This is a genomic window from Paracoccus shanxieyensis (genome assembly GCF_009711265.1).
GTDB classification, from domain to species: Bacteria; Pseudomonadota; Alphaproteobacteria; order Rhodobacterales; family Rhodobacteraceae; genus Paracoccus; species Paracoccus shanxieyensis.
Map to the genome: position 1 here is coordinate 52,366 of NZ_WMII01000010.1, position 13,674 is coordinate 66,039.

At 66.1% G+C, this 13,674-nt stretch carries 18 protein-coding genes; 4 read left to right on the forward strand and 14 right to left on the reverse strand.

Annotated elements, in window-relative coordinates; genetic code table 11:
- Nucleotides 1-65 precede the first annotated feature (65 nt).
- On the forward strand, nucleotides 66-860 hold the full coding sequence (locus tag GL284_RS11785) for a class II glutamine amidotransferase (protein ID WP_155044830.1): 795 nt from the start codon (nucleotides 66-68) through the stop codon (nucleotides 858-860).
- Nucleotides 861-907: 47 nt separating this feature from the next.
- Here the strand turns inward: GL284_RS11785 and ureG are convergent, their stop codons facing one another.
- From ureG to GL284_RS11840, 11 genes are all read right to left on the reverse strand, one after another.
- On the reverse strand, nucleotides 908-1,531 hold the full coding sequence (ureG, locus tag GL284_RS11790) for an urease accessory protein UreG (protein ID WP_155044831.1): 624 nt from the start codon (nucleotides 1,529-1,531) through the stop codon (nucleotides 908-910).
- Nucleotides 1,528-2,154 carry an urease accessory protein UreF gene (locus GL284_RS11795; protein WP_196216770.1) on the reverse strand — a complete coding sequence of 209 codons (627 nt, stop codon included), beginning with the start codon at nucleotides 2,152-2,154 and terminating at the stop codon, nucleotides 1,528-1,530. The genes ureG and GL284_RS11795 overlap by 4 nt, the downstream gene beginning before the upstream one ends.
- Nucleotides 2,151-2,597, reverse strand: coding sequence for an urease accessory protein UreE (locus GL284_RS11800; RefSeq protein WP_155044833.1), 447 nt, complete (start codon nucleotides 2,595-2,597; stop codon nucleotides 2,151-2,153). The genes GL284_RS11795 and GL284_RS11800 overlap by 4 nt, the downstream gene beginning before the upstream one ends.
- 19 nt (nucleotides 2,598-2,616) lie before the next feature.
- Nucleotides 2,617-2,826 carry a hypothetical protein gene (locus GL284_RS11805; protein WP_196216769.1) on the reverse strand — a complete coding sequence of 70 codons (210 nt, stop codon included), beginning with the start codon at nucleotides 2,824-2,826 and terminating at the stop codon, nucleotides 2,617-2,619.
- Nucleotides 2,827-2,931: 105 nt separating this feature from the next.
- Nucleotides 2,932-4,632 carry an urease subunit alpha gene (ureC, locus tag GL284_RS11810; RefSeq protein WP_155044834.1) on the reverse strand — a complete coding sequence of 567 codons (1,701 nt, stop codon included), beginning with the start codon at nucleotides 4,630-4,632 and terminating at the stop codon, nucleotides 2,932-2,934.
- The gene (locus tag GL284_RS11815; protein ID WP_155044835.1) at nucleotides 4,633-5,031 is read right to left on the reverse strand and encodes a carboxymuconolactone decarboxylase family protein; all 399 of its coding nucleotides are present in this window, start codon (nucleotides 5,029-5,031) and stop codon (nucleotides 4,633-4,635) included.
- Nucleotides 5,031-5,846, reverse strand: a complete 816-nt coding sequence (locus tag GL284_RS11820; protein ID WP_155044836.1) for a cyclase family protein — start codon at nucleotides 5,844-5,846, stop codon at nucleotides 5,031-5,033. Before GL284_RS11820 ends, GL284_RS11815 begins: the two co-directional genes overlap by 1 nt.
- A gap of 34 nt (nucleotides 5,847-5,880) precedes the next feature.
- Nucleotides 5,881-6,189 (reverse strand): urease subunit beta, encoded by a 309-nt coding sequence (locus GL284_RS11825; protein ID WP_155044837.1) that lies wholly within the window; start codon nucleotides 6,187-6,189, stop codon nucleotides 5,881-5,883.
- Nucleotides 6,186-6,734 (reverse strand): HupE/UreJ family protein, encoded by a 549-nt coding sequence (locus GL284_RS11830; RefSeq protein ID WP_155044838.1) that lies wholly within the window; start codon nucleotides 6,732-6,734, stop codon nucleotides 6,186-6,188. The genes GL284_RS11825 and GL284_RS11830 overlap by 4 nt, the downstream gene beginning before the upstream one ends.
- Before the next feature lie 10 nt (nucleotides 6,735-6,744).
- On the reverse strand, nucleotides 6,745-7,047 hold the full coding sequence (locus GL284_RS11835; RefSeq protein ID WP_155044839.1) for an urease subunit gamma: 303 nt from the start codon (nucleotides 7,045-7,047) through the stop codon (nucleotides 6,745-6,747).
- 16 nt (nucleotides 7,048-7,063) lie between these two features.
- A complete protein-coding gene (locus tag GL284_RS11840) occupies nucleotides 7,064-7,882 on the reverse strand; it encodes an urease accessory protein UreD (RefSeq protein WP_155044840.1) in 819 nt (272 codons plus the stop codon).
- Nucleotides 7,883-8,067: 185 nt separating this feature from the next.
- Here GL284_RS11840 and GL284_RS11845 point away from each other — a divergent pair, with 185 nt between their 5' ends.
- The 3 genes from GL284_RS11845 to GL284_RS11855 are packed head-to-tail and all read left to right on the forward strand — an operon-like array spanning nucleotide 8,068 to nucleotide 10,215.
- Complete coding sequence (locus GL284_RS11845) at nucleotides 8,068-9,360, forward strand: adenylosuccinate synthase (RefSeq protein WP_155044841.1); 1,293 nt, start codon at nucleotides 8,068-8,070, stop codon at nucleotides 9,358-9,360.
- 1 nt (nucleotide 9,361) lies between these two features.
- Nucleotides 9,362-9,574 carry a DUF2842 domain-containing protein gene (locus tag GL284_RS11850; protein WP_155044842.1) on the forward strand — a complete coding sequence of 71 codons (213 nt, stop codon included), beginning with the start codon at nucleotides 9,362-9,364 and terminating at the stop codon, nucleotides 9,572-9,574.
- Nucleotides 9,571-10,215: a thiamine diphosphokinase gene (locus tag GL284_RS11855; protein ID WP_155044843.1), complete on the forward strand. Its 645-nt coding sequence runs from the start codon at nucleotides 9,571-9,573 to the stop codon at nucleotides 10,213-10,215. Before GL284_RS11850 ends, GL284_RS11855 begins: the two co-directional genes overlap by 4 nt.
- On the opposite strand, the gene GL284_RS11860 is transcribed toward GL284_RS11855, so the two are convergent.
- The 3 genes from GL284_RS11860 to GL284_RS11870 are packed head-to-tail and all read right to left on the reverse strand — an operon-like array spanning nucleotide 10,199 to nucleotide 13,642.
- Complete coding sequence (locus tag GL284_RS11860) at nucleotides 10,199-10,993, reverse strand: ABC transporter permease (RefSeq protein WP_230383047.1); 795 nt, start codon at nucleotides 10,991-10,993, stop codon at nucleotides 10,199-10,201. The genes GL284_RS11855 and GL284_RS11860 overlap by 17 nt on opposite strands.
- On the reverse strand, nucleotides 10,986-11,903 hold the full coding sequence (locus GL284_RS11865) for an ABC transporter permease (RefSeq protein ID WP_230383052.1): 918 nt from the start codon (nucleotides 11,901-11,903) through the stop codon (nucleotides 10,986-10,988). The genes GL284_RS11860 and GL284_RS11865 overlap by 8 nt, the downstream gene beginning before the upstream one ends.
- A 41-nt stretch (nucleotides 11,904-11,944) precedes the next feature.
- Complete coding sequence (locus GL284_RS11870) at nucleotides 11,945-13,642, reverse strand: peptide ABC transporter substrate-binding protein (RefSeq protein ID WP_155044938.1); 1,698 nt, start codon at nucleotides 13,640-13,642, stop codon at nucleotides 11,945-11,947.
- Nucleotides 13,643-13,674 lie beyond the last annotated feature (32 nt).

Sequence of the window (13,674 nt, forward strand, 5' to 3'; positions counted from 1 at the left end):
CTGACGGTTTCGGGTGCATCCTGCGACTTTCGTGCTAGAGTTACAAAAAAGCACGGGGGACGGTCATGTGTCGCTGGGCAGCCTATATCGGCAGGCCTATCTATCTTGAGGATGTGATCTGCAGGCCGGGGCATTCGCTGGTCCGGCAAAGCCATGGCGCGCAACGCTGCCATACGGCGGTGAATGCGGATGGCGTCGGACTGGCATGGTATGGCGACCGGCCCGAACCGGGGCAATATCGCGACGTGATGCCGGCATGGTCCGACAGCAATCTGCGCAGCCTGACCGCCACGCTGAAATCGCATCTGTTTCTGGCCCATGTCCGCGCTTCGACCGGCACGGCGACCAGCCGCAACAACTGCCATCCCTTTGTCGTCGGCAAATGGAGCTTCATGCATAACGGCCAGTTCGGCGGTTATGACAGCTATCGCCGCCATGCCGATGCGCTGATTCCCGACGATTATTACCAGCACCGCAAAGGCGCCACCGACAGTGAGGCGCTGTTTCTGATGGCATTGGCCGAGGGACTGGAAACCGACCCCGCCGCCGCCATGTCCCGCGCCACCGCCAAGTTCGAGACGCTGGCCCGCGATCGTGGCACCGCGCCACATGTCCGCCTGACCGCCGCGTTTTCGGACGGTCAGCGGCTTTATGCCCTGCGCTATGCCAGCGACGATCACGCGCCGACGCTTTATCACCGCTGGTCGGATACGCGGGGCGGTCGCGCGGTGGTGTCCGAGCCTTTGGAAAGCGATGAGGAAGGCTGGCAGGAAATCCCCGCCCAAAGCTTCTGCGTGTTTCAGGGCGACAGCCTGACGGTCACGCCGTTCAACCCCGCCGCCTTGCGCGCCGCCGCCTGATTTCTTCGTTCCTCAAATACTCATGCAAGCGCGCCGCCCGCCAGCCGTCAAACGGGCGCGCGCAATTCCAGCCCCCCCTCGGTCACCAGAAAATCCACCACCTCGGCCACGCCTTTGCCATGGCGCATCTGCGCCAGCACAAAAGGCCGCGTGCCGCGTGCCGCGCGGGCATCGCTTTCCAGCAAGGCGATATCGACGCCGACATGCGGCGCCAGATCGGTCTTGTTGACCACCAGCAGGTCCGAGCGCGCCAAGCCCGGTCCCCGCTTGCGTGGGATGTCCTGCCCGGCGGCGGTGTCGATGACATAGATCGTCAGATCCGCCAGTTCCGGTGAAAAGGTCGCTGCCAGATTGTCGCCGCCGGATTCGATCAGGATCAGGTCCAGATCCGGGATCGCGGCATTCAGATCGGCGATGGCCGACAGGTTGATGCTGGCGTCCTCGCGGATGGCGGTATGCGGGCAGCCGCCGGTTTCGACGCCGCGGATGCGCTCGATGGGCAGAACCTGCGCGCGCATCAGCGCCTCGGCATCCTCGCGCGTATAGATGTCGTTGGTGATGACCGCCATCGACAGGCGCGGCGCCAGCGCGCGGGCCAGTTGTTCGGTCAGCGTGGTCTTGCCCGCACCGACGGGACCGCCAATGCCGACGCGCAGAGGGCCATTGCTCATGTCCGGAATATCCTTACGTCCAGTGTTTCATGCCGCATCGCTGCCAGTTCGGCGGCAAGGCAGGTGGTTGTCAACGCCTCGGGCCCGGCGACGGCCGCTTGCGCCGCGATATCCGCAATCGCCCCGTGCAGCCCGGCCAGCGTCACCTGCGCCTGCGCCTGACCCAAAGGCAGGAAGCGCGTGGCGGCAGAAATCAGGTTTGCGGCAAAGGCGTGCAGGTAATGCGCGATGACCTCGGCCACCGGCAGATCAAGGCCACGCGCCGCCAGCCCGACCGCGACCGGCAGGGGCAGGGGGGGCATGTCATGGCCCGTCGCCGATACGGTGGCGGCAAAGGCGCGGCCCTGATCCGTCGTCTCGGTCAGGCGTTCGGCGCATCCGGCCATGGCGCAGGCCTCGTCGCCAAGCGCCTGCGCATCGCCGCCGCGCAGCACCAGCGACAGCAGCACCGCATCGGTCCAGCCGCCGCCATGGCGCAGCACCTGCGCCACCCAATCGCCAACGCCCGCCGCATCGCGCAGCCCGTCGGCCATCGCCTGTTCCAGCCCGTGCGAATAGGCAAAGCCCCCGGTCGGAAACGCCGGAGACAGCCATTGGATCAGCGCAAGCCGCGCCTGCATCAATGCGAATGTCCCATCGTGCGGCCATGGCCATAGGCCCCGCCTTCGGGGTTGAACGCCGCCATGGTCGGCGTCACCTGCGCGCCAAGGCCGCGCAACATGCCTTCCAGGACATGATCGGCGCGGATCAGCAGGTGGTCGGCTTCGATCTGGCAAGGGGTGTGGCGGTTGCCGATATGCCATGCCAGCCGCGGCAGAGGGCCGTGGATCCGCAGGCACGGCTCCATCGCGGCGACGACGCCGATCAGCCGGCCGTCATCCAGTTGGAAGGCATCGCCCGCTTCAAGGCTGATCGTTTCGGCCAGATCGACCAGAAACGACACGCCCGCGCGCGAGGTCAGGCGTTTGCGGCGCAGAAAGCGGCCTTCATAGTCCAAAACCACCGCGTCGTCCGCAGGGGTTGCGCGCAGGATGGAACCCGCGCGGGCTTGCAGGGGCAGGTTCATGACCCACCCCCAAAGCGGTTCAGATAAGACGGTCGCGGAAGACGTGCTGAACGATCCGGTCGCGGGTCAGACCCATGGCGGCCAGTTGTTGATCGCTGAGTGCTTCCAGCGAGGCGATCTGATCGCGGCGCGAATGAACGTTCACATAATGCCGGAACGCGCGCTGCATCGCAGCGATCATGCCATCGAAGAAACGCGGAAGGGCGGGGGTAAATTCGGTCGTGTGCATTGGAAACCCTGTCGGTATAATCTGACGGTTTCCTCCCATAGAGTGATAGATAGCGCATGTAAGCCCTGCCAACCATTTCAAAATTTGCAATGCTGCGTTGCAGCGTCAGAACAGGAAGTAGCGCTGCGTCAAAGGCAGCTCGGTCGCGGGCTGACAGGTCAGCAACTCGCCATCGGCGCGCACTTCATAGGTTTCGGGGTCGACCTCGATTGCGGGCATCGCGTTGTTCAGCACCATGTCGGCCTTGCCGATGCCGCGCGTGCCGCGCACCGCGACCGCCGTTTTCAGCATCGCCGCGCCGACCCCGGCATCCAGCCCGGCCTGCGACACGAAGGTCACGCTGCTGGCCTGCATCGCGCGGCCCATCGCGCCCCACATCGGCCGCATATACATCGGCTGCACCGGGATCGAGCCGTTCGGATCGCCCATCTGCGCCCATGAAATCATGCCGCCGACCAGCACCATTTCGGGCTTGGCGCCGAACATCGCCGGATCCCAGATCACCAGATCGGCGCGCTTGCCGGGCTCGATGCTGCCGATCTCATGCGCGATGCCATGCGCGATGGCCGGGTTGATGGTGTATTTCGCAACATAGCGGCGGGCGCGGATATTGTCGTTTTCGCCGGTTTCATCGGCCAGCCGCCCGCGCTGCACCTTCATCTTATGGGCGGTCTGCCATGTGCGGGTGACGACCTCGCCCACCCGGCCCATGGCCTGACTGTCCGAGGAAATCACCGAAAACGCGCCGATGTCGTGCAGGATATCTTCTGCGGCGATGGTCTCGCGCCGGATGCGGCTTTCGGCGAAGGCCACGTCTTCGGGGACGCGCTTGTCCAGATGGTGACAGACCATCAGCATGTCCAGATGCTCTTCCAGCGTGTTGCCTGTAAAGGGCCGCGTCGGGTTGGTGGAACTGGGGATGACATTGCCCGCGCCCACCAGCTTAATGATGTCCGGGGCATGGCCGCCGCCCGCGCCCTCGGTGTGGAACGCATGGATGGTGCGGCCCTTGATGGCGGCCAGGGTGTTTTCGACGAAGCCGGATTCGTTCAGCGTGTCGGTATGGATCGTCACCTGCACATCCATCGCATCGGCGACCGACAGGCAGCAGTCGATGGCGGCGGGGGTGGTGCCCCAATCCTCGTGCAGCTTCAGCGTGCTGGCCCCGGCGCGCACCATTTCCTCTAGCGCCTCGGGGCGCGAGGCGTTGCCCTTGGCCGAGATCAGCATGTTCACCGGAACGCTGTCCATCGCCGCGATCATGCGCCCGATATGCCACGGCCCCGGCGTGCAGGTGGTGGCCAGCGTGCCATGCGCCGGGCCCGTGCCGCCGCCCAGCATGGTGGTCACGCCGGATGAAATCGCGTCCTCGACCTGCTGCGGGCAGATGAAATGGATATGCGCGTCGAACCCGCCCGCCGTGACGATCCGTCCTTCGCCTGCGATGATTTCCGTGCCCGGTCCGATGACCAGCGTCACTGCGGGCTGAGTGTCGGGATTGCCCGCCTTGCCGATCCCGGCGATGCGGCCGTCGCGCAGCCCGATATCGGCCTTGTAGATCCCCGAATGGTCAAGGATCAGCGCATTGGTGATGACGGTATCCATCGCTCCGCCCGCGCGGCTGATCTGCGACTGACCCATGCCGTCGCGGATCACCTTGCCGCCGCCGAACTTGACCTCTTCGCCATAGGTTGTCAGGTCGCGTTCGACCTGAATGATGATCTCGGTATCGCCAAGACGCAGGCGGTCGCCGGTGGTCGGACCATACATCTGGGCATAGTCGGGGCGGGAGATGGTCAGAGCCATTCAGTCCTCCTGAAAGCGGGGATCGGTCGGCACTTGCAGGGCGGTCGCAAGCGCGTTGGTCTGGCTGGCCATGCCGATCACGGCCAGCAATTCGGCATGTTGCTGCGCGGTCATCCCCTTGGCGCGCGCCGCTGCCGTATGGGAATGCACGCAATAGGAACAGCCGTTCGTGGCGGATACGGCAATATAGACCAGCTCCTTGACCAGCGGATCCAGCGCGCCGGGCGCCATGACCGCGCCAAGCCGGTCCCATATGGCGCGCAGGCTGTCCGGATCATGCGCCAAGGCGCGCCAGAAATTGTTGACGTAATCGGTGCCACGGGCGGCGCGGATATCGTCAAAGACGGCCCGCGATGCGGCTGGCGCGTCCTGATCCGTCAGCAGCGGCACAGTGGCCATCAGACCACCGCCATGACGCGGGCCGGGCCGCCGGTGCCGCGCGCATGTTTCGGCGCGCCGACAAAGATCGTGGCGCCGGTGGCGGGCAGCTGATCGACATTGGCCAGGTTCTCGATGCCGTAATGCCCCGAGGGCAGCCACGAATTATGCACCGCGAAATCCGCCGAACTGCCGGGGTCCAGCGACAGCGTGTCGCTGGCAATCGCCGCGACCCCCATCTGTGCCAGAAGGTCGGTCGCCGATTTGCCAAAGCCCGGAAAGGCGAACTTGCCATCCGGCGTGTTGCGGAATTCCGGCGTCGCGACCTTGGCGCCCCAGCCGGAATTCATCGCCACGCAAGCGCCCTTGGGGATCTCGCCATGCGCCGAGATGAACGCCTCGACATCCTCGGCCTCCAGCGCCGCATTGGCGTCGTCGCGGGCCTTGGCGGTGATGTCGATGACGCAAAGCGGACAGATCAGGCTTTCCGGCGCCAGTTCGGCGACCGACAATCCGTCCTTTGAAAAATGCAGCGGCGCGTCGATATGCGTGCCCGAGTGCTCAAAGAACGTGATCTTCCAAAGCTGATAGCCCGAGGCGTCGAAATTCACCGCCTCTTCATAGGCGATGCCGGGCACGCCGTCGAAGGTGGGGAATGTCTCATCGAACACATAGGTCAGATCCACCACCTTGCCGCTGGCCTGCGCCAGCGCGGGGCGCGCGGCCAGAGTGCTGGCTGCGATGGCGGCAGCCCCCGTGGCCGCGACCCCCGCGAACAGGCTGCGACGGCTTATCATCGACTGTTTGACGCTTTCGATCACGCAGGCATTGCACATGGTCTTGCTCCTGATGCGGCCGGGACTGCCCCGGTCAATCCAACGCTCCCATGATGTTCGCGTTGAAGCCAAAGACTTTCCGATCCCCGGCCAAGGGGATCAGCGACACTTCGCGCTGCTGGCCGGGTTCAAAGCGGACGGCGGTGCCTGCTGCGATGTCCAGCCGCATGCCCCGCGCCGCCTTGCGGTCGAAATCAAGGCCCGGGTTGGTCTCGGCGAAATGATAATGGCTGCCGACCTGCACCGGGCGGTCGCCGGTATTGGCGACCATCAGCGTGATGGCCTGCCGGTCGGCATTAAGGGTGATCTCGCCATCGGCGGGGAAGATTTCGCCGGGGATCATGGCATCACCGTCAGCGCAACCCCTGCCGCCGCGGTCAGCCCGCCCAGCACCCGCGCCATGCCCAGACGGCCCAGCCCGATGCCCGCCAGATGCAGCGCGCTTGTCGCCAGCACGAAGCCCGCACCATAGGCCAACAGCCCCTGCGCCGGGCCTTCCGCGCCATGCGCATGGCCGTGCATGATGCCGAACAGCGCCACCACCGGCAAGGCAAAGCCCAGCGAGGGGCGCAGCGCCAGCGCCACCGCCAGCCCAAGGATGATGCCCGAAGCAAGGATCACCGGCTCGACCCCCGGCAGATGGATGCCCGCGGCCCCCATCGCACCGCCGGCGACCATGGCCACGACAAAGGTCAGGGGCAGTGCCCAAAGGCCGCGCTTGTCACTGGCCGTCGCCGCCCAAAGGCCAACCGCCACCATGGCCAGCACATGATCGGCGCCACCCAGCGGATGCATCCAGCCTTCATTGAAGGGCGCCCCGTGGCTGTGATGTCCGGGATGCGCCAGGGCTGCGGTGGGGAACAGAAGGAAAGGCAGGATGCGCTTCATGATGGGCCTCTTAGCGGATGGGGTCATGGACGGTGACCAGTTTGGTGCCGTCGGTAAATGTGGCTTCGACCTGCACCGAATGGATCATCTCGGGGATGCCGGACATGCATTGGTCGCGGGTGATGACATGGGCGCCCGCCTCCATCAGATCGGCGACCGAGCGGCCGTCGCGCGCGCCCTCGACGACGAAATCGGTGATGAGCGCGATGGCCTCGGGGTGGTTCAGCTTGACGCCGCGCGCCAGCCTGCCGCGCGCCACCATGGCCGCGACCGAGATCAGCAGCTTTTCCTTTTCGCGTGGACTTAGGTTCATGCGTTCCTCATGTCGTTCAAATCTGCCAGACGCGGGGCAGGGGGCCGGGGCGGATTGCCCGGATCAGGCGGATCAGCGCCTGCCGCAGGGGCCAGCCATCCCGCGCCATCAGCCGGGCAACCAGTTTTCCGTCAAAGGCGCTGGCCGCGCCCGCATCGCCCAGTGCCGCATCGCTCAGTGCCGCGCGGGCGGCGGGCAGGCGGTCGGCGGCGTTTGGTGCGACCAGAACCAGCGTCGCGAAGGCGCGGCCGCCTGCCAGCGTGGCCAAGCCGCCGGGCAGGATGTCATCGGTCAGCCGCAGGTTCTCGACAAAGACCGGGCGGCCGTCGCGGGTGATGCGGCGGCGGTCGGTGACATCCAGACGGGTCACGGTCTCGCCCATGGCGGCGCGGCCCAGAATCAGCGTCTCGACCCACAGGCAGGTGGCGCTGCCGGTCAGCGCGATATGCTGATCGCGTGACAGGGCGGCGCGATCGAACAGGATGGTTTCCTGCGGCAGCAGGTCCAGATGCGCGCCATCCGCCACGTCATATTGCGCGGTGACATACGCGCGGCCCGTGGTGCTGCGATAGGCGCGTTCGGCGGTCTGGGTCGTGGCGGTCAGATGCGTGCCCGTCCCCTGCGTCACGGCGATCTGCATCCGGTCTCCGCCGGTCAGTCCGCCCGAGGTGTTCAGCATCACCAGCTCGCACCCCGCGGCCGGGGGCAGCATGGCCTTGGCGCTGCCCGCCTGATGCAGCCGCAACAGCCGCGTCGCGCCGCGCGACTGCGCGAATCCGGCGCGCAGCACGCCATGCGCGCGGGGCAGCAGCGAAGGGGGCGGAACATGAAACATGCCTGAACCATGGGCAAATAACGGACGGATGCGCAATCTTGCAGCCGGTCTTGTCGCGTAGGCTTATCAAACAGCCTATCCTGAAATCATATGCACAAATTATGCGCATCGGCAATTCGGCTTTCCCCTTGGCGCGTGGGACATTATACCATGCGCGGCATTCATGATGGCGGAAGGGAAGCAACATGGCCAATGTGGTGGTCGTCGGCGCGCAATGGGGCGACGAAGGCAAGGGCAAGATCGTTGACTGGCTCAGCGAACGTGCCGATGTGATCGCGCGGTTCCAGGGCGGTCATAACGCCGGCCACACGCTGGTCATCGGCAATCAGGTCTTCAAGCTGTCGCTGCTGCCTTCGGGCATCGTGCGCAAGGGCAAGATGGCCGTCATCGGCAATGGCGTGGTGCTGGATCCCTGGGCGCTGTTTGCCGAAATCGACAAGCTGGCCGCGCAGGGCGTCGCGATCAGCCCCGACAACCTGATGATCGCCGAGAACACGCCGCTGATCCTGCCGCTGCATCAGGATCTGGACAAGCTGCGCGAAGAGGCCGCGGGTGCCTCGAAAATCGGCACGACCGGGCGCGGCATCGGCCCCGCCTATGAAGACAAGGTTGGCCGCCGCACCATCCGCGTCGCCGATCTGGGCGATGAGGAAACGCTGGACGCGCGCCTCGACCGCCTGCTGGCCCATCACGAGCCGCTGCGTCAGGGCCTTGGCGCCACGCCCGTCGACCGGGCCGAGCTGCGCGCCAAGCTGCTGGAGATCGCGCCGAAGCTTTTGCAATACGCGCAGCCGGTCTGGAAGGTGATGAACGATTACCGCAAGGCCGGGAAGCGCATCCTGTTCGAGGGCGCGCAGGGCAGCCTGCTGGATATCGACTTCGGCACCTATCCCTATGTCACCTCGTCGACCACCATGTCGGGCATGGCGGCCTCGGGGACCGGCATGGGGCCAAGCGCCATCGGCTTCGTGCTGGGCATCGTCAAGGCCTATACCACCCGCGTGGGTTCGGGCCCGTTCCCGACCGAGCTTGAGGATGCCGATGGCCAGCGCCTTGGCGAACGCGGCCATGAGTTTGGCACCGTCACCGGGCGCAAGCGCCGCTGCGGCTGGTTCGATGCGGTGCTGGTGCGCCAGACCTGCGCGATTTCCGGCGTGGATGGCATCGCGCTGACCAAGCTGGACGTGATGGACGGGTTCGACACCATCAAGATCTGCACCGGCTACGAAATCGACGGCACGCATTACGACCACCTGCCGACCGCCGCTGCGCTGCAGGCCAAGGTGACGCCGATCTATGAAGAGATGCCGGGTTGGAAAGAATCGACCCAGGGCGCGCGCAGCTGGGCCGACCTGCCTGCCGAGGCGATCAAATATGTCCGCCGCGTCGAGGAACTGATCCAGTGCCCCGTCGCCCTGCTGTCCACCAGCCCCGAGCGTGACGATACCATTCTTGTCACCGACCCGTTCGCGGACTGACATGGACCTGCGCGCCCGCAAACGCTGGTCGCTGGTGATCCTGCTGATCGGTCTGCCGCTGTATATCGTGGTGGCCGTCACGGCGATGAACTGGCTGGACGCCCGCTTCGGGCGCCAGCCGATCCTTGTCGAGCTTCTGGTCTATGCCGGGCTGGGCATCCTGTGGGCGCTGCCCTTTCGCCGCGTCTTTCGCGGCATCGGCAAGGGCGAATGACCGTCCTTGCCAGCCCCGATCCGGTGCTGCTGATCGGCGGCGGGCCGTTCGGGCAGGCCGATCTGGATCTGGTGCGGCCCTTTGTGCGCGATGTCGTGGCGGCGGATGGCGGCGCCGCTGCGGCCTTGGCGCATGGGCTGATGCCGCAGGCGGTGATCGGAGATTTCGATTCCCTGTCGGCCTCGGCCCAGGCGGCCATTCCTGCGGCGCATCTGCACCGCGTGGCCGAACAGGACAGCACGGATTTTCACAAATGCCTGTCGCGGATCGCCGCGCCGCTGGTTCTGGCCGTGGGCTTTTCCGGCGCGCGGCAGGATCATTTTCTGGCGGCGCTGAATGTGCTGGCCCGCCGCATCGGCCCGCCCTGCATCCTGATCGCCGGGGATGACGTGATCGCGCTGTGCCCGCCGCGCATCGCGCTGGATCTGCCGCCGGGCACGCGCCTGTCGCTGTTTCCGATGGGGGCGGCGCAGGGCCGCTCGACCGGGCTGGAATATCCGATAGATGGCATCGGCTTTGCGCCGGATGGGGCGGTCGGGACCTCGAACCGGGCGCTGGGGCCGGTGGTGCTGCAGATGGCGGGGCCGATGCTTCTGATGCTGCCGCGTGCGTGTCTGGCGCGGCTTATTGCGGCGCTTTGACGCCGCAGACCGCGTTGACGGAGAGCACGGTCACGGCAATCAACGCGCCGGGCAGCAGGACGCGGGCGGGATGGGTCTGTATCTGGGCCACGCCCTCGGCCAGCATCCTGCCCCATGTCGGCAGGTCGGGCGGAAAGCCGAAGCCCAGAAAGGACAGCCCGCTTTCCGTCATGATGGCCGAGGCAAAGCCAAGCGACGCCGCGACCCCGATCTGCGGCGCGACATTCGGCAGCAGGTGCCGCACGATCAGCCGCCCCGAGCCATTGCCGACCATCCGCGCCGCGAGGATGAAGTCGCGCCCTGCCAGCGCCATGACCTGCGCGCGCACCATGCGGGCTAGATGCATCCATGAGGTCAGCCCGATGGCCGCGACGATCAGCACGAAGGCCCCCGCCTGCGCCCCCAGCCTTTGTGCCAGAGGATCGCGAAACAGCATCACCGCCAGCAACAGCAGGGGCAGCAGCGGCAGCGACAGGAACATGTCGGTCAGCCGCATCAGCGCCGCATCCGCGCGGCGGAACGTGCCCGCCAGCGCCCCGATGGCTGTGCCGATCGTTACGGCCAGCGCGCTGGCGGCAAGACCCACGGCCAGCGTCACGCGGCCTCCGGCCAGCAGGCGTGCCAGCATGTCGCGGCCAAGCTGATCGGTGCCCAAAGGATGCGCCCAGCCGGGGCCAAGATTGCGCGCGCGCAGATCCAGAAGGCCGGGATCGACGCGCCAAAGGACCGGCCCCAGCAGCACCAGCGCGGCAATCAGCACCAGCGCCCGCCTAGCCAAGACGCGGATCCAGCCAGCGGCAGGCGATGTCCGCAACCAGATTGCACAGCACGATCAGCACGGCGGACAGAAAGCACAGCGTCATGACCATCGGCAGGTCATTGGCCTGCACCGCGCCGATCAGCAACTGGCCCAGCCCGTTGATGCGGAACAGCTGTTCGGTGATGATCGCGCCGGCAAACACGCCGGGCAGGCCAAGCGCAATCGTGGTGACAAGCGGGGCCAGCGCATTGCGCAGCATGTGCCACAGCACGCGGCGCGGCGACATCCCCTTGGCGCGCGCGGTGCGAACATAGTCCTGCGGACGCTGCTCCAGCAGGGCGGCGCGCAGCACAAGCCCAAGCTGGGCGGCGTTATACAGCGCCAGCACCGCCACCGGCATCGCCATCTGGCGCATCTGCTGCGCAAGGCTGGACCCGTCGCGCACCCGCAGCGTCGTGTCATAGACCGAGGGCAGCCAGCCCAGCCGGATGGCAAAGGCCCAGATCAGCACCAGACCCGTCAGAAAGGTCGGCAGCGACCAGCCCAGCATTGCCGCCGCGCTGCACAGCCGGTCCAGCCAGCCGCCCGGACGCCAGCCTGCGGCCATGCCGATGCCCACAGCCAGTGCGATGCCCAGAAGATAGGCCAGCCCCAGCACCCACAGCGTCTGCGGCAGCCGCTGGGCGATCACGTCGAAGACCGGGGCGCGGCTTTGATAGCTGACGATGCGCGGCGCGTCGGGCGCAAGGCCCGCCCAATGCAGCGGCTCGGTCCAGAAGAATTGCTTCAGCCACAGGGCATAGCGCAGAGGCCACGGCTCACCCACACCAAGGGCGCCGCGCATGGCGTCTGCCACCTCGGGCGGCAGGGTCAGGGGGATCTGGCCCAAGGGATCGCCCGGCGCGGCCTCAAGCAGCAGAAAGATCATCAGCGAAATCGGCAGCAGCACCCAAAGCCGCCGCAGGACGCCTAGTCTGCGGCGCGGGACCAGTCTGCGATGTTCCAAAGCTCGCTGTCCCATGCGTTCATCACCACACCATGAAGCGTGTTGGAATGGGCCGAGACACGCCCGCGATCGACCAGCGGCAGCAGCACCATGCCATCCTTGGTCAGCATGTCGTTCAGGCGTTTGGCGATCTGGCCGCGCGCCGCGATGCCCGAGGTGCGGCCAAGCTGGGCCAGCAGCCGGTCGAAGTCGGCATTGCAATAGCGGTTGATGTTTTCGCCCTGCCATTGGCTGTCGGGACCGGGGGCCTTGTCGCAGGTATATCGCGCCAGATAGGGTTCGGGGTCGGTGCCGTCGAAGTTGTTGGCAAACATTTCGACATCGGCGTTGAAGCGGATGAAATTGTCGGGGGCATTGGCATCCGCGCCGAAAAAGATCGCGGGATCGACCACCTTCAATTCGGTCGAGACGCCGATATCCTGCCACCATTGTTTGATCAGCGCCTGATAATCCTGCCGGATCGGATTGGCCGAGGTCTGAAACAGCAGATGCAGCGGCTTGCCGTCCTTTTCGCGGATCCCATCCGGGCCTGTCTGCCAGCCCGCCTGATCCAGCAGCGCCCTGGCCCCGGCGATGTCCTGCGCAAGGCATGCGCTGTTTTCCGAGGCATAGGCCACAGGCGCAGGCACCAGATTGCAGGTCGCCCGGCCCGAGGGGCCATAGCCGATTTCCGCCAGCAATTCCCGGTCCAGCGCCATGGACAGCGCCTGACGCACCCGCAGATCCGACAGGATCGGATGCGGATGCTTCATCGTGGCGCGTTCCGCCTGCGGCAAAGCGGGCGAGGGATCCGAGAGGTTGATCTCGACCCGTTCGACCAGCGTGCCGAAGGCGGTGACGATCTGCCCCTTGCCCGCCGCCTGCATGGCCTGCAACTGATCGGGGGGCACCTGCGTGTTCCATGCGTAATCGTATTCGCCGGTTTCCAGCACCGCGCGCGCGGCCCCCGCCGCATCGCCGCCGCCCTTGATGGTGACGCTGGCAAAGGCCGGTTTGGCGGGGTCGCGGTAATGCGGGTTTATCTCAAGCGTCACGGCGTCATTGGTGCGGAATTCGGTGACGCGGAAGGGGCCGGTGCCGATGGGGGCAAAGTTCTGCTGGGTGCATCCCGAGGCCGAAGCGCCCATGCAATGCGCGAATTGCGCCTTTTGCAGGATCGGGCTTTGCGCGCCGGTGAAGGCGGTGAAGGGGTTCGGGCGCGGATCGGTGAAATGGATCACCACGGTCAGCGGGTCCGGGGTCTCGATCCGCGCGATCCCCTGATAGCGGCCAAGCTGGGCGCAGCCGCCATCGGGGTTCATGCAGTAATCTGCGGTGAACTTGACATCCGCCGAGGTGACGGCGCTGCCATCGGACCATTGCAGATCCGGTTTCAGCCGCCATGTGACGGTTTTCAGATCGGCCGAGATCCCGTTGTTTTCGACGCTGGGAATATCGGCGGCAAGGCGCGGAAAGACCGCGCCCTGTTCATCGAACCCGGCCAGAGGCTCGATCACCAGCGACGAGGGCTCAAGATCCTTGGTCCCCGAGGACAGATAGGGGTTCAGCGTCGAGGGGGCCTGCCAGTAGAGGATCTTCAGCTGGCCATCCGCGCCACGCTGGGCATGGGCCGGAAGGGCGCCAAGCGCGCAAACGCCGAAAAGCATCGTGCCGAAAAGCATAGTCAGGTGACGCATCGGATGCTCCTGCCTGA